General features: G+C 62.2%; 19 protein-coding genes and 1 riboswitch. Of the genes, 16 read left to right on the forward strand and 3 right to left on the reverse strand.

The annotated features are described in order from the left end of the window. Positions 1–158 precede the first annotated feature (158 nt). The 14 genes from IGW04_RS17095 to IGW04_RS17160 all read left to right on the forward strand — a co-directional run bounded on the left by IGW04_RS17095 (position 159) and on the right by IGW04_RS17160 (position 14,686). A complete protein-coding gene (locus tag IGW04_RS17095; protein WP_194714291.1) occupies positions 159–1,325 on the forward strand; it encodes a cytochrome-c peroxidase in 1,167 nt (388 codons plus the stop codon). Between the two features lie 363 nt (positions 1,326–1,688). After that, positions 1,689–2,120: a type II secretion system major pseudopilin GspG gene (gene gspG, locus IGW04_RS17100; protein ID WP_194714308.1), complete on the forward strand. Its 432-nt coding sequence runs from the start codon at positions 1,689–1,691 to the stop codon at positions 2,118–2,120. A gap of 46 nt (positions 2,121–2,166) precedes the next feature. After that, entirely contained in the window at positions 2,167–3,369 is a 1,203-nt protein-coding gene (locus IGW04_RS17105; protein WP_194714292.1) for a type II secretion system F family protein, read from the forward strand. Continuing rightward, positions 3,366–5,078, forward strand: coding sequence for a GspE/PulE family protein (locus IGW04_RS17110; protein ID WP_228527161.1), 1,713 nt, complete (start codon positions 3,366–3,368; stop codon positions 5,076–5,078). The genes IGW04_RS17105 and IGW04_RS17110 overlap by 4 nt, the downstream gene beginning before the upstream one ends. Further along, a complete protein-coding gene (locus IGW04_RS17115) occupies positions 5,071–5,892 on the forward strand; it encodes a hypothetical protein (RefSeq protein WP_194714293.1) in 822 nt (273 codons plus the stop codon). The genes IGW04_RS17110 and IGW04_RS17115 overlap by 8 nt, the downstream gene beginning before the upstream one ends. Beyond that, positions 5,889–6,440, forward strand: a complete 552-nt coding sequence (locus tag IGW04_RS17120) for a hypothetical protein (RefSeq protein ID WP_194714294.1) — start codon at positions 5,889–5,891, stop codon at positions 6,438–6,440. Before IGW04_RS17115 ends, IGW04_RS17120 begins: the two co-directional genes overlap by 4 nt. 32 nt (positions 6,441–6,472) lie before the next feature. After that, positions 6,473–7,060 (forward strand): hypothetical protein, encoded by a 588-nt coding sequence (locus IGW04_RS17125; protein ID WP_194714295.1) that lies wholly within the window; start codon positions 6,473–6,475, stop codon positions 7,058–7,060. Beyond that, a complete protein-coding gene (locus IGW04_RS17130; RefSeq protein WP_228527162.1) occupies positions 7,057–7,575 on the forward strand; it encodes a hypothetical protein in 519 nt (172 codons plus the stop codon). Before IGW04_RS17125 ends, IGW04_RS17130 begins: the two co-directional genes overlap by 4 nt. A 47-nt stretch (positions 7,576–7,622) precedes the next feature. Continuing rightward, a complete protein-coding gene (locus IGW04_RS17135) occupies positions 7,623–9,998 on the forward strand; it encodes a cohesin domain-containing protein (protein ID WP_194714297.1) in 2,376 nt (791 codons plus the stop codon). A 2-nt stretch (positions 9,999–10,000) separates the two neighbouring features. Further along, entirely contained in the window at positions 10,001–10,489 is a 489-nt protein-coding gene (locus IGW04_RS17140) for a type II secretion system protein (protein WP_194714310.1), read from the forward strand. Positions 10,490–10,529: 40 nt separating this feature from the next. Then, complete coding sequence (locus IGW04_RS17145) at positions 10,530–10,907, forward strand: type II secretion system protein (protein ID WP_194714298.1); 378 nt, start codon at positions 10,530–10,532, stop codon at positions 10,905–10,907. Further along, entirely contained in the window at positions 10,907–11,404 is a 498-nt protein-coding gene (locus tag IGW04_RS17150; protein WP_194714299.1) for a type II secretion system protein, read from the forward strand. Before IGW04_RS17145 ends, IGW04_RS17150 begins: the two co-directional genes overlap by 1 nt. 239 nt (positions 11,405–11,643) lie before the next feature. Beyond that, positions 11,644–14,187 carry an excinuclease ABC subunit UvrA gene (locus tag IGW04_RS17155; RefSeq protein ID WP_194714300.1) on the forward strand — a complete coding sequence of 848 codons (2,544 nt, stop codon included), beginning with the start codon at positions 11,644–11,646 and terminating at the stop codon, positions 14,185–14,187. A gap of 112 nt (positions 14,188–14,299) precedes the next feature. Continuing rightward, entirely contained in the window at positions 14,300–14,686 is a 387-nt protein-coding gene (locus tag IGW04_RS17160) for a cupin domain-containing protein (RefSeq protein ID WP_194714301.1), read from the forward strand. Positions 14,687–14,720: 34 nt separating this feature from the next. Here IGW04_RS17160 and IGW04_RS17165 read toward each other — a convergent pair whose 3' ends face one another. Continuing rightward, on the reverse strand, positions 14,721–17,039 hold the full coding sequence (locus IGW04_RS17165; RefSeq protein ID WP_194714302.1) for an EAL domain-containing protein: 2,319 nt from the start codon (positions 17,037–17,039) through the stop codon (positions 14,721–14,723). Between the two features lie 159 nt (positions 17,040–17,198). On the opposite strand from IGW04_RS17165, the gene IGW04_RS17170 reads away from it, so the two are divergent. Together IGW04_RS17170 and IGW04_RS17175 are read left to right on the forward strand one after the other, a co-directional pair. Continuing rightward, complete coding sequence (locus tag IGW04_RS17170; protein WP_194714303.1) at positions 17,199–17,837, forward strand: glutathione S-transferase family protein; 639 nt, start codon at positions 17,199–17,201, stop codon at positions 17,835–17,837. A 585-nt stretch (positions 17,838–18,422) separates the two neighbouring features. Beyond that, positions 18,423–19,070: a PEP-CTERM sorting domain-containing protein gene (locus IGW04_RS17175; RefSeq protein WP_194714304.1), complete on the forward strand. Its 648-nt coding sequence runs from the start codon at positions 18,423–18,425 to the stop codon at positions 19,068–19,070. Between the two features lie 144 nt (positions 19,071–19,214). On the opposite strand, the gene IGW04_RS17180 is transcribed toward IGW04_RS17175, so the two are convergent. After that, the gene (locus IGW04_RS17180) at positions 19,215–21,056 is read right to left on the reverse strand and encodes a S8 family serine peptidase (RefSeq protein WP_194714305.1); all 1,842 of its coding nucleotides are present in this window, start codon (positions 21,054–21,056) and stop codon (positions 19,215–19,217) included. Between the two features lie 144 nt (positions 21,057–21,200). Beyond that, positions 21,201–21,288: riboswitch (cyclic di-GMP riboswitch) on the reverse strand. Positions 21,289–21,459: 171 nt separating this feature from the next. Continuing rightward, entirely contained in the window at positions 21,460–21,888 is a 429-nt protein-coding gene (locus tag IGW04_RS17185) for an OsmC family protein (protein ID WP_194714306.1), read from the reverse strand. Positions 21,889–22,350 lie beyond the last annotated feature (462 nt).

Genomic DNA, 22,350 nt, shown 5'->3' on the forward strand with positions numbered 1-22,350 from the left:
TGCTGGGCGCATGAGTTGCGTTGCCAATTCATGAGTTCCATCAAAAATTTTCGTCATGCAGGCTTAACGCCTGGCACACGGCGTACTGCATTGACACAGAGCGAGCTTCTTCCTGGCTGCACTGATGCATACACCCGGAAGCCGATTTCTCGCCACCGATGAAGGGATCAGGATTGCACTGCCCAGACACCGCCCGCTCTTGCCAGAACGCTCATCCGCTTCTGTCTATTGCCATTGTGCTTGCCTGCACTTATGGCACTTTCCTTGCGCCCGCACAGGCTCAGGATGCACAACTGGGACTACCAGTGAGCAGCAATAAACACACACCCCGTGAGGCAGCCCTTGTAGCAGCAGGCAAGACATTGTTCTTCGACAGGCGCCTGAGCGCCGATGGCTCTGTCAGCTGCGCCACTTGCCATCAGCCGGCACGGGCATTTACCGACGGCAGGCCGCTGGCACAAGGCATCGCCGCCCGCCTGGGCAGCCGCAATACACCGACCCTTCTTAATGCCGCCTACAACCTGTCCCAGTTCTGGGATGGCCGCCGCGCCACATTGGAGGAGCAGGCAGTCGACCCGTTTTTCAATCCCCTCGAACATGGGCTCAAGGATCAGGAAGCCTTGCTAGGGCTGGTGCGCCGCATACCTTATTACCGCAAGCCCCTGACCGCTGCCTTCAATATCGCGCCTGAAGAGATTGGTATCAGCCATGTGAGCAAATCGATCGCCGCGTATGAGGCCACCCTGGTTGCCGGCGGCTCTGCATTTGACCGCTACTACTTTGGCAAGGACCAGGCGGCCCTGTCGCCGGCCGCACAGCGCGGCCTCGCACTCTTTACCGGGCAGGCCCGGTGCGCAAGCTGTCATCTGATCGGCAAGGACAGTGCCTTGTTTTCCGACAACCGTTTTCACAGCATGCAGATCGGGCTGGACCGCATTGCAGGACAACTGCCCAGCCTGACAGCACGCCTGGTACAGGCGAGACAGCAAGGCGCTGGACTGGACCAGACAATCCTCGGCCATGGCGACATTGCCGAGCTTGGCCGCTTTGTGGTGACGCTGGAGCCATCTGACATCGGCGCCTTTCGAACGCCGGGCTTGCGTAATGTCGCCCTGACTGCGCCTTACATGCACGATGGCAGTGTGGCCACGCTGGCCGAGGCAATATCACTGGAAGCGGATTATCGCCACGCACTGGCGCCAGGGCAGTTGCCACTCGGCGCGGATGAGAAGGCCGATCTGCTTGCCTTTCTCCAGTCCCTTACCAGCCCCATTGCAAAGCGCTTCAGCCGTCCGGCCAAGGACGGGCATGCCGGCAGCAGGTAAGGCCGGATTAGCAATGGCTCATCCGCTGTATTGGATGTATTTACTGGACCGGAAAGATTGCGGCGCCGATGGGGTTGGCGCCATGCCATGCAGCAGGTTATGCCTGCCGGGTCGGGGACGCATTGTGAGTCCGCGTTTACAAAGTTGGTTATACCAATTGGGGCATGCTAGCCTCCCCCGCCTGGTTGATCACAACGACCATGAAGCGCAGTTAATCACATTGCATGCAGCCCTGCCGGCTGTATGACAACCTGCCGGGCCGCATTCCTGGCGTTGAGCCCGACGATCGAACCTAGCAGTATTACCGACCATTTGCCTGAACCGAAAGGACCTGCCGTGCCGCCAGATGCCTATTGTCAGCGCATGCATCGCAAAGGACGACCGTTGCATAACCAATTCCGCACCGGGTTCACCCTGCTTGAACTTCTGGTGGTAATCGTGATTCTCGGTCTGCTTGCGGCCTATATCGGGCCAAAATATTTTTCTCAACTAGGCAAGGCCGAGGTGACGGCTGCCAAGGCGCAGATCGAGGCGTTTGAAAAAGCGCTGGACACATTCCGCCTGGACGTAGGCCGTTATCCCACGACCGAGGAAGGCTTGAACAGTCTGCTGGTCAAGCCGGCTTCGGCTGAGAGGTGGAACGGGCCTTACCTGAAAAAGGCGGTTCCACCTGACCCATGGGGGAAACCCTACGTCTACCGTTTTCCCGGCACACGCGGCGAGTACGACATCGCTTCCCATGGCAGGGACGGACAGCCTGGCGGCAGCGCTGAAGATGCGGACATCAGCAATTGAGCCGCCCCATTTCCGGGCTACAACGCCCAACCTACCGCTAAATACCATGCGCTACCGGATCCGGGCCATTTCCGAGACGAATCTCATCATGCAACTGATGGTGGAGGCAGACGATGAAATGGCGGCCCGGCGCCTGGCCGAGCAGCGGGGACTGCGAGTAGCGACGATCGTGATGGCGCGCCGGCCGCTGGCAGAATTGCTGCGCCCCTCCATGAACAAGGCAGCGCGACTACCACTGCTGCTGTTCAGCCGGGAGCTGCTGGCCCTGCTCGAAGCCGGCCTGGGTATTGTGGAAAGCCTGGAAGCGCTGCTTGAGAAGGAAACCGCGGCTGGTGGGCAGAAGGTGATGCGGCAATTGCTTGCGTGCCTGCGTGAGGGCAAGCGGCTTTCCGTCGCGCTGGCCATGCAGCCCGACGTCTTTCCGCCGCTGTATGTCGGCATCATCCGCGCGGCCGAAGGCACCAGTGATCTGCCCCGTGCGTTAAGCCGCTTCATTGATTACCGGCAGCGCATGGATAGCCTGCGCGGCAAGATTGTCAGCGCGGCGATTTACCCGGCCATACTGCTGCTGGTCGGCGGTGGCGTGACCCTTTTCCTGCTGGGCTATGTGGTGCCAAAGTTTGCCCAGGTCTATCAAGACGTGGGCACTGAACTTCCCTGGCTTTCCCGTCTGATGCTGGAATGGGGCCGGCTTCTCGACGCGCATGGCCTGCATGTCGCTGGTGTGGCTGCCGTGCTTGTGCCTGTGGCGGCATGGTTGCTGCGTCGCTTCCTGCAAGGAGGTGGGCTGGTGCAACTTGCATCGGCGCTGCCTGGCATGCGGGAGCGATTGCGCATCTATGAACTCTCCCGGCTCTATCTGACATTGGGCATGTTGCTGGAAGGCGGCATTGCCGTCGTGCCTGCGATTGATGCGGCATACGGCACGGTTTCTGCCCCTGCCCGCACTGGCTTGCGGCATGCCGCCGCGCTGATCCAGTCCGGCATGCCGCTTTCAGCAGCGTTCGAGAACCATGGCCTGGTAACGCCTGTTTCGCTACGCATGCTGCGTGTCGGTGAGCGCGCGGGCCAGCTCGGAAAGATGCTGACCCAGTCAGCAAATTTCTATGAAGGCGAGATCGGACGCTGGATCGATCGCTTCACCCGGACCTTCGAGCCCCTGCTGATGGTGGCGATCGGACTGGTGGTCGGCACCATCGTCGTACTGCTGTATATGCCGATTTTTGATCTGGCAGGCAGTATCGGATGAATGTGCCCACCCTTTCCATCTGCCTGTGCCGCCGACCATGTACGCCGGCCGTGTTCACGCCTGAGCTGTTGCAGCAGGCGCGTGTGGCTGTGGCAAGTGGCGGCAATGCATTCGAGATGCTTGCCTCGCTTGCCGGCGGCTGCCCGCATTGCGCGCTGGGGGCGATATCCCGGCGGCTGAACTGGCCTGCCATGGAAATCGGCGAGATGCAGGCCTGCACGCCGGCATTTGATCTGGCAAGCCTGAACAAGGCCATGCAGAAACAATGCGTGCTGCTGCGCCAGGCGGCAGGCGCGCTGCTGGCAGTCATTGGCAATCCCTTCGATGCCGACCTGCAGACATGGGCACAGGCGCAGGCAAGCCAGCCCGTCTGCTTCCGCCTCGCACTGCCTGCCGACATTCAGGCGTATCTGTCGGCACAGGAAAAGTCGGCACGCACCATGGACCAACTCGCCTCCGCCAGCCCGGCCGACCGACGCGACACAAGAACCGCCGCCGTGCTCTCATTCGCCTCCGTCAGTGAAGGCGATAGCGGTGCTGTGCAGCTGGTAAATTCGACGCTCTATGACGCGCTGAAAGCGGGCGCTTCAGACATTCATCTGGAATGCACCGCCGATGGCCTCGTGGTGCGTTACCGTATCGACGGCGTGCTGGCCCATGCTGCCACGTTCCATGGCGGCGAGCGGGCCGAGCAGGTGATATCGCGCCTGAAGGTGCTGGCGGAACTGGATATTGCGGAGCGGCGGGTGCCTCAGGACGGCAGCTTCAGGGTAGAGGCCAGCGCCCGTGAAATCGACCTGCGCCTGTCCATCATGCCCAGCATTCATGGTGAGGATGCGGTGATCCGGGTGCTGGACAAACAGGCAATGATCAAGACCTGCGGCACGCTGACACTGGAAGCGCTGGGCTTTGATGCTCTCTCGCTGGCGACGCTGCGCCAACTTGCCAGCGAACCGTACGGCATGCTGCTGGTGACTGGCCCAACCGGTTCGGGCAAGACCACCACGCTGTATGCCGCACTGACTGAAATCGACGATGGCTGCGACAAGATCATCACCATTGAAGACCCGGTTGAGTACCAATTGCCCGGCATTCTGCAAATTCCGGTGAACGAGAAGAAAGGGCTGACCTTTGCCCGAGGCTTGCGGTCGGTGCTGCGCCATGATCCAGACAAGATCATGGTTGGTAAGATCCGCGACCGCGAAACCGCGGAGATTGCCGTGCAATCCGCCCTGACTGGCCACCTGGTACTCACCACTGTGCATGCCAATAATGTTTTTGACGTGCTTGGTCGCTTTACGCATATGGGCATTGATCCGTATGCATTCGTTTCGGCTCTCAACGGTATCTGGGCACAGCGGCTGATCCGCATCAATTGCCCGCATTGTGCGCAACCTTATGTGCCAACGCATGCCGAATTGGCGCTTGCCGGGCTCGATGCCTCTGCAATTGGCAATGACTGCTTCAGGCAAGGCGCCGGCTGCAGTGACTGTCGGGGCACCGGGTATAAGGGACGCAGGTCAATTGCAGAAATCCTGGTTCTCAATGACGAGATCCGTGAGCTTATTGTTGATCGACGGCCTTTGCGGCAGATTAAGGACGCGGCCCGTCAGGCCGGCACCCGAAGCCTGCGCTCTGCTGCGCTGGAATTAGTAAAAACCGGCGACACCACGCTGGCCGAAATCAGGCGGGTAACCATGCATGCGTAATCTACTGTTTACGCAACTACACATCGGCATCGGCCAAAGGTCGATGGGCATGGCCTTGTTCAAGGGCGGGTTACGTCCCGGCATGCCCCGATTCATTGAGCATCCGCGCAGTGGCACGGAAGCGCATGACCTTGCCCATTTGCTGAAGAGCCTGCCCGCGCGGAGCGGCTTTTTTCGGCCCCGGTTCGCAAGCATCACCATTGCCGACAGCCTGGTGCGCCTGTTCATGGTAACGCCGCCGCCGAACGCGGCAGGGCGAGCCGACCTTGAAGCAGCCGCGGCGATACGATTTCAGACCCTGTATGGCGGGCCGCCCAGCCAGTGGACGATACAGGCGCCATGGCATCCCGGCCGGGCATTTCTCGCCTGCGCCCTCCCTGCCGCGCTGCATGCCGTGCTATTGCAAGGCATGGCTGAGCACAATCTGGTGCTGATGGAGATTGCCCCACGCTTCGTGGCGGTGTGGAACCGTTGGCGGCGACATATTCGGCTTGACACCTGGTTTGTCGTCATCGAGGAGGATCACCTGACCCTGGCGATACTGTCCGGATATAACGTGACCGCATTGCGCGCCACGCGCTTACCACAGCCTTTGTATAACCTTGCGCACTGGCTGACAGCGCATCTGCAATGTGAGGCGCTGGTGCTCGGTTTTCCATTGCCGGCATTGGTCCAGTTCTGCGGATACCTGGTTGAGGCACTTCCTGAGAAGTGCGACGGCATGGTGTTCCAGCGGCTTGGCATGCGAGCCCCGTTTGCAGCGCCACGCGCAGATGGGCCAGGAATAGAGCTGGCGTTATCCGGCGCACCATGATGAAACGACTGCCTATTGACTTTGCGCCCCACTCCCCAGCCACGGCACTGGCACGCATGGGCGTGCCGGCGCTGATCACTCTGGCGTTGGGTATCGGCATTTTCCTGTACGGCGCACTGCAAGCGGTGCGCTGCGTCGGCATCCTGCGCCAGCAGGCCGCGCATTTACAAACACTGCGGCAGCAAACAGAGCGACGGCCTGCCATTGCAGCGCCGGCAGAACCGGTGCCAATCCCGGCGAGCCAGGCCGCGGCTGTTAATCGCGCGGTACGGCAACTCAATTTGCCATGGCGCGATGTATTCGATGCGCTTGAAGCGGCAAGCCGCCCCGGACTGGCGTTGCTCGCGCTCGAGTCCAAGGCAGGCGCTCATGTCTTCAAGGGCGTAGCGGAGAGCAAGGAAATGGAGGACATGCTCGCTTACATTGACCGCCTGAAGCAACAGCAGCTGGTCCGGTCGGCCGTGTTGACCAGGCATGAAACCAATGAGCGCGAACCCGGCAAGCCGATTCGCTTCCATTTCGAAGTGCAATGGAAAACCGGGCCATGATACGGCCTGGCCAGCATGTTGCACGGACCAGGATGGTGCTGGCGCTTTATTGGCCTGGCTGGACCTGGTTCATGGGCCTGCTTTTTTCGCTGACAGGCGCGGCACTCGTGCTTTTGGCGGTTCCCGCCTGGCAGGGGCAGATCAGGCAAGGCGAGCATGCGCTCCTGCAGAGGCAACAGGAAAGCGAACTCAAAAGCGCGCTGCCGGCAGTGCCAATGCAGCCGGTGGCTTCCCGTGAGCGGAAGCAGCTACAGGCATTTTATGCACTGCTCGGGCAGACGCGTCATGTTGAACAGCAGCTCAGGACGATCTTTGCGCTGGCCGAGAAGCATCACATCGCTTTCCGGCAGGCTGACTACAAGACCAGCCATCATAGGGAGGGCCGCTATGCGACATTGCAGATTGGCTTGCCGGTCCAGGCCACTTATCCTGCGATTCGCCGGTTCGTGGAAGACGTGCTGCTTGCCATTCCGTTTGCTTCCCTCGATGAGATCGCGCTGCGCCGTGAAACACCTGCCAGCACGGTGCTGGAAGCGACGTTGCGGTTTACCGTGTTCCTGGAAAGCGATGAGACAGAGCTGATCTCAACATCGGTCGCAACAGAGGGCGGCGCGCCATGAGCCGGCGTCACTGGCTGCTTGCTGCATGCCTGATGGGCAGTCTCTGGCTGGTGCTCTCCAGGCCTGATACCGCGGACAGCGCCAGGAACGCGCCCAGCCGAACGGCAGCCGTACCGGCACCCGTCGGGAAACCATCACAAGGTAGGCGGCCGGTGCCAGCCGAGTTGCATCTGTCTGGACTGCATGAAAGGGAAACACGGATAGGCGGCGCGGGGGCCGGCATTGCCGGCGCAAACCTGTTCGACAGCCAGTCATGGACACCGTCACCGGTTGTTCCTGCCAGCCGGCGGGAACAGCCGGCCGCGCCGCCGCTGCCCTACCGCTACGTAGGCAAGAAGTTCGACGGCATGGAATGGGAAGTGTATCTGGCGCGTGGCGATGAGCCTGTCGTTGTGCGGGAGCAGTCCGTTCTTGACGCAAGCTATCGGGTTACCCGCATCAAGCCGCCATTACTGTCTCTGATTTTTCTGCCCTTGAACCAGGTACAGACCATGACTATTGGAGATGCTGACTGATGCATGTCGCGCCACATGACTATCCCAGACATGGGCGAAGGCCTGGCATGCACAGGAAGATCCTCATTGTCTGCATCGGCATCGGCATGCTGCTGGCCGGCTGCGCCGGGCAGGACGCTTATCTAAGCGGCAGGAAGCTGCTTGCCGAAGGCAACGCTTTCGCGAGCCTTGAGAAATTTCAGGAGGCATTGCGGCAGGCCCCCCGCGCCGCGCCGTACCGGACAGCCTATCTTGCGGCCCGCGAGCGCGCAGTGGCAGACATCATGGCGCAGGCTGGGCAGGCAGAACAGGCCGCGCGCTGGAGCGAGGCCAGGGGGCTTTACCTGCGGGTGCTGCAGGCTCACCCGGCCAACGAGCCGGCACGTGCCGCCTTGCAGTCGCTGGACGTCAAGACGCGCCATGCGGGGCTGCTGAAACAAGCTCGTCAGGCCATGGACAGCAAGGACCCGGACAGCGCGATGGCGACCTTGCGCGTCATCCTGACTGAAGACCCGCAGCAGGAGGAAGCGCTGAAGCTGCGCCGCCTGCTGGCCGGTAAGGCAGACCGTGCGGCAGCCGAGCCTGCGCTGGCGACAGCCTACAAGATGCCTGTCACCATCGAGTTCCGGGAAGCATCGTTAAAGCAGGTGTTCGAAGTACTGTCGCGCACATCGGGCCTGAATTTCCTGTTCGACAAGGATGTGAAGACGGAGCAGAAAACCTCGATTTTTCTGAAGAACAGCACGGTTGCTGCTGCAGTCCATTTCATCCTGCTGACCAACCAGCTGGAACAGCAGGTGCTCGACGCCAACACCATCCTGGTTTATCCGAACACGGCAGCCAAGCAGAAGGACTATCAGGAAATGATGGTGAAGACCTTCTTCCTCGCCAATGCCGATGCGAGGACCGTGGCCAATTCTCTCAAGACCATTGCCAGAACAAGGGATGTGGTGGTCGATGAAAAGCTCAATCTGCTGATTGTGCGGGACAGCCCGGAAGCCATCGGCATTGCCGAAAAGCTGGTTGCCATTCAGGATCTGCCGGAACCCGAGGTGATGCTGGAGGTCGAGATCCTGGAAGTCAAGCGTACCCGGCTGATGGAACTGGGCGTCAAATGGCCCGACACCCTGACGCTGACGCCACTGCCGGCAAGCGCCGGCGCGGCGCTGACGATGCGTGACCTGGGCGGCCTCAACGCCGCTGGCATAGGCGCCTCGCTTGCGCCTGCCATCATCAATGCCAGGCAACAGGATTCCGATGCCAATATTCTGGCCAATCCCCGCATCCGCGCTCGCAATCATGAAAAGGCGAAGATCCTGATCGGCGAGCGCGTGCCCAATATCACGACCACATCCACGGCCACCGGCTTCGTGTCGGAAGCGATCAATTATGTCGACGTCGGCCTGAAGCTCGATGTCGAGCCGACAATCTATCTCGACGGCGATGTCGCCATCAAGGTGGCGCTCGAAGTCAGCAATATTGTCAGCCAGTTGCAGACCAAGTCCGGCACGGTCGCTTACCAGATAGGCACACGCACCGCCAGCACGGTGCTCAGGCTCAAGGATGGCGAAAACCAGGTGCTCGCCGGGCTGATCAATGATGAAGATCGCAACAGTGCCAGCAAGCTGCCCTTCCTGGGCAACATCCCGCTTGTTGGCCGTCTGTTTGGCAGCAGGACAGACAACAACCAGAAGACCGAAATCGTTCTGTCGATTACGCCCCGCATCATTCACCAGCTGCACCGCCCTCAGGCCGAACTGGCCCAATTCCGGGCGGGAACGGAAAACAGCCTGCGCAATCGTCCGGACGGCGTGCCGGCGGCCAGCGCCGGACCCGCTGTGGGGCAAGCAAAGCCGGTGTTGACGCCGGCTGCCACAAGATCGTCGCCAGCACTGACAGCACCAGCGGCACCGGCGGCAGGCCAGAACAGTGATCCACGGTCGATGGCGGTTTCCGACCCGGGATATCGGACAGCCCAGGCCGACGCCAGCCCTGGCAGCCAGAACGGCCTGGCGGCCGCCGGCGCCGAGCCATCGTTCCTGCAGTGGCAAGGTCCGGCACAGGTCAATGCCGGCAACAGCCTGTTCATGCAGATCGTCGTGCAGGCCAGGCAGCCGGTAGTGAGCTTGCCGCTCACGGTGGAATTCGATCACAAGGTGTTGCAGGTCATCATGGTGGCGGAAGGCGAATGGTTAAAGACGGATAATGCGCAGACCAGCTTTTCGAGCAGGGTGGAGCCGCAGGGGCAGGTTACGTTGAATGGCCAACGCAACGGTGCGGATGGCGCTATCGGCAGCGGTGTCTTTGCCACGATACAGTTTCGTGCCCTCGGGCCGGTGGAGGCAAGCAGCATCCGCTTGTCCCGCGCTGCGCCAGTCGGCGCCAACGGCCAGTCCATTCCCATGCCGCTGCCGGCGGCGCACCTCCTGCGGATACTGCCTTGAACATGCGCTTGCACCAGGCAGGCAAGCGCCGTGGCTTCACGCTGATCGAGCTCCTGTTAACGCTTGCGATCCTGGCGGTGATGTCCAGCCTGGTGCTGCCACTTGCGCAAATCTCGTCGCAAAGAGTACGCGAGCAGGCATTGCGGCAGGCATTGTGGCAGATACGTCATGCGCTGGATGAGCACAAGCGTGCCGTTGATGAAGGGCGGGTTGCGCGGGAAGCCGGCACATCGGGCTATCCAAAAAGTCTGGATGTCCTGGTGAAAGGCGTGCCCGACCAGCGCGACCCCGGACGCCGCAAGATTTACTTTCTGCGCCGCGTGCCGCCGGATCCGATGCAGAATAATCCGGAAGGCTCTGCCTCGGCGTCGTGGGGCAAGCGCAGCTACGCCAGCGAGGCGGCCGATCCGCAGGAAGGGGACGATGTCTATGACGTCTACTCCACCGCGCCGGGGACAGGCTTGAATGGCATTCCTTACAGGAACTGGTGAGCCAATGAAGCGCCGAGCCACGAGACGGGTGAGACCTACCATGGGTAAGGCAGGCAGCGGTTATACCCTGATGGAGCTGCTCGTCGTGCTGGCCATTGTTGCGCTGCTGCTCAGTGTGGCGGCACCGCGCTACTTCCAGAGCCTGGATACGGCCCGGGAAACCATCCTGGTGGAAAATCTGGCGCGGGTCCGGGAAACCATCGACAGGTTTCATGGCGATACGGGTCGCTACCCAGAATCGCTGGAAGAGCTGGTGGAACAGCATTACTTGCGCGCCTTGCCGGTCGATCCGGTGGCCGAGAGCCAGACTAGCTGGATCGTCATTGCCCCAGAGCCATCGGACAAGGGCGCAGTCAAAGACATCCGAAGTGCTGCGCCAGGCACAGCGCGTAACGGTCAGGCTTATTCAGCACTGTGATGCAGCGCCACGCGACGCCTATCCAGACCGTGCGTGGCCGTCACAGTGCTTGCGCCGGCTTCACTTATCTGGCCCTGCTGATCGCCCTTGGCCTGATGACGTTGACGAGCACAATGACGGTGCGGCTAGGCGCACGCTTTGCTCGCGCAGCGGCGGAAGAGGAACTGATTGGAACAGGCATGGCTTACCGCGCTGCGCTGCTCAGCTATGCCCGTGCCACGCCAGTGGATATGCAACGCCGGCCAGCCCGGCTGGAAGACTTGCTGAAGGATCCGCGCTATCCAGCCGTACGCCGGCATTTGCGCAAGCTGTATGCTGACCCGATCACAGGCGAGGTTTCCTGGGGAATCGTGTATGCCAATGACGGTAGCGGGATCATTGGCGTCTATAGCCTGTCTGATGAGCCTGTCACCGTAAAGCGGGCTGTCAGGCCCGGGATTGCAGGCCAGGGGCAAGCGCAGTCCTATCGGGACTGGAAATTTCTCAGCACGCAATAGGCAAGGCACCTGCCACACGAGACATAGCCAGCGCGCTACAGTGCCCTGCCCGCTTCCTGCTTTGCCGCGCTGCCTCGTCGGATGCCATGTCACGCTGCTGCCGACGCGTGGCGGCAGACAGCAGGATGAGAAAGGCCATTGACCGCAACCTACTGATGGCGTCCAAAGTGACCCAGGACACCGACACGGCGCTTACCGCCGGCTTATCCTGTGTCATCGACCAGCCCTGATATCGATCCATGCCGCAATCCCGCCCTGACGATTCCGCCATGCCGCCGCCCGCCCACGTCCGCGTGCGCGGCGCCCGCGAACACAACCTGAAGAATGTCGACGTCGACATACCACGCGACGCGCTGGTGGTCTTCACCGGCGTTTCCGGCTCGGGCAAGTCATCCCTGGCCTTCGGCACGCTGTATGCCGAGGCGCAGCGGCGCTACCTGGAATCGGTGTCGCCCTATGCGCGCCGGCTGTTCCACCAGATGGCGGTGCCGGAAGTCGACGAGATCGACGGCCTGCCGCCGGCGGTGGCGCTGCAGCAGCAGCGCGGCACGCCGACCACCCGCTCCTCGGTCGGCAGCGTCACCACGCTGTCGAACCTGATGCGCATGCTCTATTCCCGCGCCGGCGACTATCCGCCGGGCCAGGAACTGCTGTATGCCGAATCGTTTTCCCCCAACACGCCGGAAGGTGCCTGCCCGGAATGCCATGGCCTGGGGCGGGTGGTGGAAGCCACCGAACAGTCGATGGTGCCGGACGACAGCCTGACCATACGCGAGCGGGCGGTGGCGGCCTGGCCCACCGCCTGGCATGGCCAGAACCTGCGCGAGATCCTGATGACGCTGGGCTATGACGTCGACACACCCTGGCGCGACCTGCCAAGGAAGCAGCGCGACTGGATCCTCTTCACCGACGAGCAGCCCACCGTGCCTGTCTATTCCGGCCTCAGCGCAAAAGAGGTGCAAACGGCCCTGAAGCAGAAGGCCACGCCCAGCTACCAGGGCACCTTCACCAGCGCCCGCAAGTACGTGCTGCAGACCTATGCCACGACCCAGAGCCCGCTGATGAAGAAGCGGGTGGCGCGCTACCTGGTCAGCAATGACTGCCCCGCCTGCAACGGCAGGCGGCTGCGGCGCGAGTCGCTGTCGGTCACCTTCGCCGGCCATGACATCAGCGCGATCTCGCGCCTGCCCCTCAAGCAGCTTGCGGCCCTGCTGGCGCCCTATGCGGCGAACACGGCCAGGGGCAATGCGCGGCATGACCGCGAGCATCCGGAGCAGGTGATCGTGCGCCAGCGCATCGCGGCCGACCTGGCGGCCCGGCTGGCGGTGCTGCTCGACCTGGGCCTGGGCTACCTGACCCTGGAGCGCAGCACGCCGACGCTCTCTCCGGGCGAGCTGCAGCGGCTGCGGCTGGCGACCCAGGTGCGCTCCAACCTGTTCGGCGTGGTCTATGTGCTGGACGAGCCGTCGGCCGGCCTGCATCCGGCCGACACCGAGGCCCTGCTCGATGCGCTGGACAAGCTGAAGGCCTCGGGCAATTCGCTGTTCGTGGTCGAGCATGAGCTGGACGTGATCCGCCGCGCCGACTGGATCGTCGATGTCGGGCCGGCGGCCGGGGAAGGCGGCGGAACCGTGCTCTACAGCGGCCCGCCGGAAGGCCTGGCGGCCGTGGCGCTGTCGCAGACCCGGCGCTACCTGTTCGACGTCGCGCCGCCTGCGGCGCGCGCCGTGCGCGAGCCGGCGGGATGGCTGCGGCTGGAAGGCATCAGCCGCAACAACCTGCAGGCGCTGGACGTGGCGTTTCCGCTGGGCGTCCTGACCAGCGTGACCGGCGTTTCGGGCTCGGGCAAGTCCAGCCTGGTCAGCCAGGCGCTGGTGGAGCTGGCGGCCGCCTGGCTGGGGCATGATGCCGGCGAAGCCGAGGAAGAAGCCGATGCCCTGGCCGATGCGATCGCCATGCCGGTTGGCGGGCGCATCGGCTCGGGCATGGAAGCGATACGGCGCATGGTGCGGGTGGACCAGAAGCCGATCGGCCGCACGCCGCGTTCCAACCTGGCGACCTACACCGGCCTGTTCGACCATGTGCGCAAGCTCTTTGCCGCCAGCCCGGATGCGCGCCGGCGACGCTTCGACGCCGGCCATTTCTCGTTCAACGTGGCCAAGGGCCGATGCCCCAACTGCCAGGGCGAGGGCCAGGTGATGGTGGAGCTGCTGTTCCTGCCCAGCGTCTACACGCCCTGCCCCGCCTGCGAAGGCGCGCGCTACAACGACCGGGTGCTGGCGGTGCGCTACCAGGACCGCAACATCGCCGATGTGCTGGGCATGACGGTCGATGCCGCCCTCGATTTCTTCGCCGATCACGAGGCGCTGGCGCGGCCGCTGGGCGTGCTGCGCGAAGTCGGCCTGGGCTACCTGCGCCTGGGCCAGTCCGCCACCGAGCTGTCCGGCGGCGAGGCGCAGCGCATCAAGCTGGCCACCGAGCTGCAGCGGCCGCAGCGCGGCGACACGCTCTATATCCTGGACGAGCCCAGCACCGGCCTGCACCCGTCCGACATCGATCGCCTGCTGGCCCAGCTGCAGACCCTGGTCGACGCCGGCAACACCGTCATCGTGGTGGAGCACGACATGCGCATCGTCGCCGCCAGCGACTGGGTGATGGATATCGGCACCGGCGCCGGCGACGAAGGCGGCCGCGTGGTGGCCAGCGCGCCGCCGGCGCAGGTTGCCAAAAGCCGTGACAGCCGCACCGCGCCCTATCTGGCGCGGGCGCTGCAGGGCGGATGAAAGGCGGCCGGACAGCACCGGCATGATCGGCCGCATGCCCCCGGCGCTTGCCTCTTATACAATGCCCTCCCTGGGCGGCCATGGTTGGCCGCTTTCCATCAAGGAGGAAAGCATGTCAGGCTACAGCATCAACATCGAGGAAAAGACCCTTGCCGGAAACAACTTCCGCGAAGTCCTGTACACCACCCAGCGCAGCCAGCTGGTCATCATGACCCTGCAGCCTGGCGAGGAGATCGGCATGGAGCATCATGAAGGCCATGACCAGTTCATCCGCGTCGAGGAAGGCGAAGGCGTCGCCATCCTCGACGGCGAACGGCATGCGCTGGAAGACGGCGTGGCGGTGGTGATCCCGGCCGGCACCGAGCACAATGTGATCAACACCTCCACCAGCGCGCCGATGCGGCTCTACACCCTGTACACCCCGCCCGAGCATCCGGACGGCATCGTGCACCGCAACAAGGCCGAGGCCGACGAGTACGAAAAGCAGCACGGCCACTGAGAGCACGGCCACAGCCGGCCGCGCGCCGCGGGCATCAGGCGCGCAGCCGGCCGCGCACGCCCGCTTCCGCCGGCGCATCGACGAGCAAGGGATCCAGCGCCTCGGCCCGCATCGGCGGGCTGATCATGTAGCCCTGCATGGTGTCGCAGCCGCAGCGCGCCAGGTAGATCAGCTGGTCGGCATGCTCCACCCCTTCCGCCACCACCGTCATGTCCAGGCTGTGCGCCAGCGAGATGATGGCTGCCACGATGGCGGCGTCATCGGCGTCGCTGACGATGTCGCGCACGAAGGAACGGTCGATCTTGAGCACGTCGATCGGGAAGCGCTTCAGGTAGTACAGGCTGGAATGGCCGGTGCCGAAGTCGTCCACCGCTACCCTCACGCCCAGGCGCTTCAGGTCGGCCAGCGTGGCCACCGCCTGCTCCACGTCGGTCATCATCATGCTTTCGGTGATCTCGATTTCCAGCAGCGACGGCTGCAGGCCCGAGCGTTCCAGCGCCGCCGACACCGCGGCCACCAGCCCCGGCTGCGCGAACTGCCGCGCCGACAGATTCACAGCCATGTGCATGGGCGGCAGGCCGGCCCGCTGCCAGGCCACCGCCTGCAGGCAGGCCTGGTTCAGCACCCAGTCGCCGATCGGCACGATCAGGCCGATCTCCTCGGCCACGCCGATGAACTCAGCCGGCTGGCGCAGCCCCGGCCGCATATGCTGCCAGCGCAGCAGCGCCTCGACGCCGACGATGCGGCCGCTGTCCAGGTCCATCTGCGGCTGGTAATGCAGCACGAATTCATTGGTCTGCAGCGCGCTGCGCAGGTCGCTTTCCATGCGCAGCCGGTTCATCGCCAGCGCATTCATCTCGGCCTTGTAGAAATGGGCGCTGTTGCGGCCGGCTTCCTTGGCGCGGTACATAGCAACGTCGGCCCGCTCCACCAGCAGCTCGGCGGTGGAGGCATCGCCCGGATAGACCGCGATGCCGACGCTGCAGCTGATCAGGATGGCGTTGCCATTGGCGGCGTACGGCGCGCGCACCGCATCCATCATGCGCTGCACCAGCCCGAGCGACAGGCTGCCGGCCGGCCAGTCCGGCAGCACCAGCACGAATTCGTCGCCGCCGAGCCGGGCAATGGTATCGGCCGGCCGCAGTTGCGCCTGCATGCGCTGGGCCACGCTTTTCAGCACGGCATCGCCGGCCTTGTGGCCCAGGCTGTCGTTGATGCGCTTGAAGCGGTCCAGGTCGACGAACAGCACCCACAGCGCATGGCCGTCGCTGTCGGCCTGCGCCATCGCATGCTCCAGCCTGTCGATGAGCAGCATGCGGTTGGCCAGGCCGGTCAGCGCGTCATGATGGGCCTGGAAATGGATGCGTGCTTCCACCGCCTTCCTGGCGGTGATATCGCGCCCGGTGCCGTAATAGCCCAGGAAGCGCTGGTCGGCGTCGAACAGCGGCTCGCCCGACAGGCTGAGCCAGCGCAGCGCGCCGCTGTCGTCGCTGGCCTGGAACTCGACATGGGCGAACGGCAGGCGCGCCGCGCTCGCCTCCTGGTGGACATGCCAGTCGGCATGGAACGGCGCCGTCGTGATTTCCGGCAGCGTCTTGCCGATCAGCCGCCATGGCGCGATGCCCGCCTTGGTTTCCAGGCCGGGCGACAGCGTGGTGAAGCGCAGGTCCTGGTCCTGTTCCCAGTACCAGTCGGAAGACAGCGCGGTCAGGCGCCGGAAGCGTTCCTCGCTGGCGCGCAGGCGCTGCATCGCGGTGCGGCGCCCGGCCATGATCTCGCCGCCGATCAGCGCAAACAGCGGCAGCGCAATAGCCAGCGTGAGCCAGCGGGCAATGTCGGGCGCATGGTCGGCTCCCGGCACGCCGGCACGCCAGGCGGCGAAGATCACCCCGGCATAGCCCAGCAGCATCAGGCCGCTCTGCAGCAGCAGCGTGCGCGTTGAAAAGCGGAAGACGGCGAACAGCAGGATCAGCCCGAAGAAGCTGACGAAGGTGTCGCGCGCGGCACTGGAGCCGAGCATCACATACAGCACGCACAGCACCGCCGCCGTGGTCATGGGCAATGTCATGCTCGGGTCGCGCGCCTTCTCGTTGAACCTGGACCGGAACACCAGGTAGAACAGCAGCACGCTGCCCATGATCAGCACGGCGCCGCTGGAGGCGACCGCGGCCGGCATCAGCCCGAACAGGTAGAGCAGTCCCATCAAGGCGCACAGCGCAACCGAGCTGACGGCCGCCATCATGAAGCGTCCCTTGATCAGCGCGGTGCGATTGCGGTGCACGGCTGGCGCCCTGACCGGAACGGGGCCGGATGGGTCGGGCGCGGGAAACTCTGCTTTGATGCGATCGGACATGATGCTCTTTTAACCAGGGAATCTGCGCATCATATACCCCGCGCATGCCCTGTTGCGGCAGACCGGTTCTGGCGTGGAACAAAGTACGTTTAGACAAATCGGACTGATGTCGCGGCGCAGCCGCCCAATCGACGTTTTCACGCCAAGGAGAAACCGACCATGATCACCCTTCATACCTGGACCACGCCCAACGGCCGCAAGGTGCCCATCATGCTGGAAGAACTGGGCTGGCCCTACGAGGTGCGCACGGTCGACCTGAGCAGGAACGAGCAGCATGCGCCGGACTTCTTGAAGATTTCGCCGAACAACAAGATCCCGGCCATCGTCGACCACGACGCCGAGGGCGGCCCGCTGGCCATCTTCGAGAGCGGCGCCATCCTCACCTACCTGGCGGAAAAGAGCGGACGCTTCCTGGCTGCCTCGGGGCCGGAACGGTACAAGGCGCTGGAATGGATGCACTGGCAGATCGGCAGCCTGGGACCGATGCTGGGCCAGCTCGGCTATTTCGCCAAGCGCTCCCAGGAGAAAACCCCGGCCGCGATTGCGCGCTTCACCGAGGAAGGCGAGCGGCTGCTTGGCGTGCTGGAGAAGCGGCTGAAGGAATCGGCCTATCTGGGCGGCGAGGCTTACTCGATCGCGGATATCGCCGCCTACCCGTGGACGCTGGCGGCCACCACCTTCCTGCAGGAACCGCTGGCGCAGGCGCTGCGGGACAAGGAAGCGGTGCGGCGCTGGCTGCAGATGGTGGGGGAAAGGCCGGCGGTGCAGCGGGGGATGGAAGTGCCGTCCACTACGTGAACGTGCAGACATAAGGAAATCCAGTCTGGTCTTAAACAGGTCAGTTAGCTGATTGCCGTTGCTGAACTTACTGCTTGCGGTCACGGGTTTTATTGCATGGATAAAACTTTCATCAATGCAATAAAATGTTTTACTCGGATTCCTAATTCAGTGCATTCACCTGCCTTCTACAAAGTGAGGCATTCCAAAATGATTTGACGGAAAACTTTACAGTCCTTTCTTTCCAAGCTGAATTTTTATTTAATGAACGTCGCCATTAAATTTAAACATATTTCTTCATGTAATTATTTTTGGCTGTTACGAAACTGATGTTCATAGCAGCAGTTAGCGGTAATAGAGCCCGACTCCAGCAGTCATAGTTACTTCTTGGAAATTTACTGCAGGTTCTGATGTCGGCATTCTTTACACCATAAGTAAATATTATTATTTAACTACTTGTATAATTTTGATTATTAAAGGAAATTTTCTGTTGGCACAAAAGATGCTAAATGGCTAGCGTTCCGACAATAAAGGAGAAAAATCTTATATTTCAAAAATAATTCTGAGTGCCTCATCACTTTGGCAAAAATTTTCAGGGAGTTTTAAATGATCAAAAAAACCTATCTCAATTCTCTCCTTGCTGGACTGGGATTGTTTGCCGTTGTTACTAGCGGCCAGGCAGCCACCATTTCATGCACAGGAGCAAGTTACGATATCAGTACGAAGGTGGATGGTGCCTCGGATTGCTTGATCCTCAGTCCGCTTGACGGTGCAGTCAATGACTCCGTTAGTCCACCTGCCTCGAGCTACACCGTAAATACAGAAAGCTTTTTTGGGAAAAACATTTGGCAATTCGATGGGCGATTCGATGTTACAGAACAAACAAATTCTTCGAATTTCTTTAACTTTTCAGGCGCCGGCCAATCAGGCGGCTATGGTTTCATAGGTGCTGATGCCTCCATCCAGTTCATGTTTGTCATGAAAGATGGTGCCAACACAAATCTGGTGGCCTATCTGTTGTCCACCCCAGTAGCATCAGGTACCAATACCTACAGCACGCCTTTCACAGCTCCGCCTTTCTCCCTTAGTGGCCAATCAACCTCCAAGGACATATCCCACATCAGTGTCTATTACCTTTCGGATCCTGGGGGCTCTGGCAACCAGATTCCCGAGCCAGGCACGATTGCCATTCTGGGAATGGGCTTGCTGGGCATGGGACTGGTTTCCCGTCATAGAAAAAACGGACTATATTGATTTGATTCGTACAAGTGGTCCTGAAACAGAAATGCTTGCAGCCACTGATGCGGGTGCAAGCATCGATGTTCTGAAAGCAGCAAAAAGCCGCTGCCCAACCTGGCGCCAGATCTGCCTGCGCCAGGCTTTTTCATTCTCCGCCACTCAGTTCATCACGCTCACCGAGGTCGTGCTGCTATTGCCCGCCGCATCGCGCGCCGTCACTGCGATGGTGTGAGTGCCCTTACTGGCCTTGCGGGTGTTCCAGTTGTAGGCCAGGCTGGAGCCCTTGCCGGTGGCGACCAGGCTGCCATCGATGTAGATCCACTGGGTGATGCCGGCCGAGCCGCTGTCGTCCTGGGCGCTGCTGCTGACCGACACGTTGCCAGATACCTTGCCCGACACCGGGTTGGCGATCTTCACCGCTGGCGGCGTGGTGTCCTTCGCTACCACGGTGGTGCCGTTGGCCACGTTGACCGCCACCGTGGACGATGCCGCCACGTTGCCGGCGGCGTCATAGGCGTACGCGACCAGGTTGGCCATGCCGTTGACCACGCCGGCCGAGTCCCAGCTGAAGGCGAACGGCGCGGCGCTGTCGACCGATACCGTGCTGCCATTGACCTTCAGTTCCACCCGCGCCACGCCGACATTGTCGGTGGCGCTGACATTGACCGGCACCACGCCGGTGACGGTGGCATAGGCGATCGGATCGGAAATCGAGACCGCCGGCGCCTGGGTGTCCACGGCTACCGTGGTGTTGACTGCTGCCTGCACCGCGGCGGCGGCATTGACCCGGCCATAGCCGTAATAGATGTCGCGGCCGGCGGCGCCGATGTCGACCGCGGTGGAGAACATCAGCTTCTCGATATCGGCGCTGCCCAGCGAGGGCTTGGCCGCCATCATCAGCGCCGCCACGCCTGCCGTCAGCGGGCTGGAGAAGGAGGTGCCCATCCAGTTGCCGTAGGAACCGCCGCGGCTGGTGGTGTAGGTGATGCCTGGCGCGGCCATCGACACGAAGTTGCCGTAGCTGGACCAGCTGGTGCGGTAGTCATTCTCGTCAGTAGCCGACACCGCGATCATGGTGGTGGTTGGCGTGATGTTTTCATCGATGCCGTTGTTGCCGGCCGAGACGAACATCAGGCCGCCCTTGTTCTTCAGGTACTGCGCCGCGCTCTGGATGGTGGAGCTGCCGGCCACGCCGCCGTAGCTGCAGTTGACCACGCGCGCGCCATTGTCGGCGGCATAGGTCACGCCCTTGGCGATGGTGCTGTAGTAGGCATAGGCATTGGCGTCGGCGATACGCACCGGCATGATCCTGGCCTGGCCCGCCACGCCGGCCACGCCCAGCGCATTGTTGGTTGCAGCGGCGGCTACGCCGGCCACCGCGGTGCCGTGGCCGTTGACGTCGGCGGTATTGGTGTTGTTGTCGTAGAAGTTATAGCCGGGCACCATCTGCGGCGCCAGGTCCGGGTGCGTGCCATCGACGCCCGAATCCAGGATCGCGATGATCACGCCCGCGCCCTGGGTGGTGTCCCAGGCGGTGGTGGCGCCGACCTTGTTCAGGTGCCATTCGCTGCCCATGTAGGGATCGTTGCTGACGAAGTTGGGTTTGACCAGGCGGTCCAGTTCGGCAAACTTGATATGCGGATGCCGGTTCAGGCGCTCCACCACGGCTTTTTCGGAAGCGTTGGCCGGCAGTTCGACCACGTGCAGGTCGCTCTGGCCGATTTTCTTGCCTTTGCCGCCGTGCGGCGCCAGCGCCTTGGCGAATTCTGCTTCGCTCAGGCCGGCACGCGGCATCACCAGGATGCGGCCGCGGGCGTACTGTTCAGCGCTGTTGGCAACCGGCTGCGCCGCGATGGCTGCCGGCGCCTGCAGGGCGGCAGCGCCGACCAGCATGGAAGGCAGCAGGAACGCTGCCTGGCAGGCCAGATCGATGGCGCGCTGGCGCAGGGAGGAATGACTGTTTCTGTGTCTTGCGAACTTCGATGCGTTTTGCTGGTTCATGTTGAGTTCCTGTCCAAGGTTTAAAAGCGGTACCTGGACAGAACTGCTTGGATACGCCGTCAGCGCATGTCTGCCGGAAGTTGTGGCGACCCCGGTATGGAAGACTAGTACTTTGAACGAGCAAAGAAACCCACTGGCGGCGTGTCTGGCAGTCCTGCCGTCATAGGGCGTTTCGCCCGGTAGACCGATGACTTTGCGTCCCTGGCTTTCGCCAGGTTTGCCTTTTCAGACCACGAGCCAATACTAGCGAATATATTTCTTGTCGGCAATAAGAATTTTGTCCAACAGGAAATAGATTGCTTTTTATCAATAAATATGGTGCCCGAACCGAAGCAGTGCCCGGCCGGGCTGATGCCTGGCCGGGCCAGCTGGCGCAGGCCCCGCTACGTTTTGCAAGGAAAGCTCAGCCTTCCAGTCTGGCGTCCATCGTGATATTGGCGTTAAGCACCTTGGAAACCGGGCAGCCGGCCTTTGCCTTGTTGGCAATCTCTTCGAACTTCGCCTTGTCGGCGCCGGGAATGCGGGCCACCACGGTCAGGTGGCTGGCGGTGATCTCAAATCCGTCGGCCGACTTTTCCAGGGTGATGGCTGCGTGGGTATCGATCTGTTCCGGCTTCAGGCCGGCCTCGCCGAGCATCAGCGACAGCGCCATCGAAAAGCAGCCGGCGTGCGCGGCGCCGATCAGTTCTTCCGGATTGGTGCCGGGACCATCCTCGAAGCGCGACTTGAAGCCATAGGGTGCTTCCTTGAGTACGCCGGTCTCGGTGGAAATCGTGCCGCCGCCGTCCTTGATGCCGCCCCGCCATACCGCCCATGCTTTCTTGACTGTCATATATTCCTCCATCGTCGCTGATTAATACGCCGCCGGCCGGCGGCGTCTGGCTCAGACAACGCATGACTGAAATAATTGCAATTTGCGAAAGCCGCGTCGCTTTCAAATGCTCGTTCAGTAGGCTGCGACGGCGCCGGCTGAAGCAAGCGCGGCCTGGGATGTGCGCGGGGAAGCCCGGATCTTTCGGCGTTAAGGGATGGTCGCTGGCGCTTTGAAGTGGCCGTTGCGGTGGCAGTGCGGTGGCAGTGCAGTGGCAATTGCAGTTGCAGTTGCAGTTGCAGTTGCAGTTGCCGTTGCCGTTGCCGTTGCCGTTGCTTTTGAAGTTGCCGTTGCTTTTGAAGTTGCCGTTGCAGTGGAGTCCCGTTGAGCGCGCCGTGTCAGCGGTACCCGGAGCGGGAAAAGGTGCGGCGTCTGTTTGAGCGCAACGAAGTGGAGCGAGTTTAGCCGCGCCCCGCTCCGGGT

The sequence above is a fragment of the Noviherbaspirillum soli genome, from assembly GCF_015352955.1.
Lineage (GTDB): Bacteria > Pseudomonadota > Gammaproteobacteria > Burkholderiales > Burkholderiaceae_D > Noviherbaspirillum_A > Noviherbaspirillum_A soli.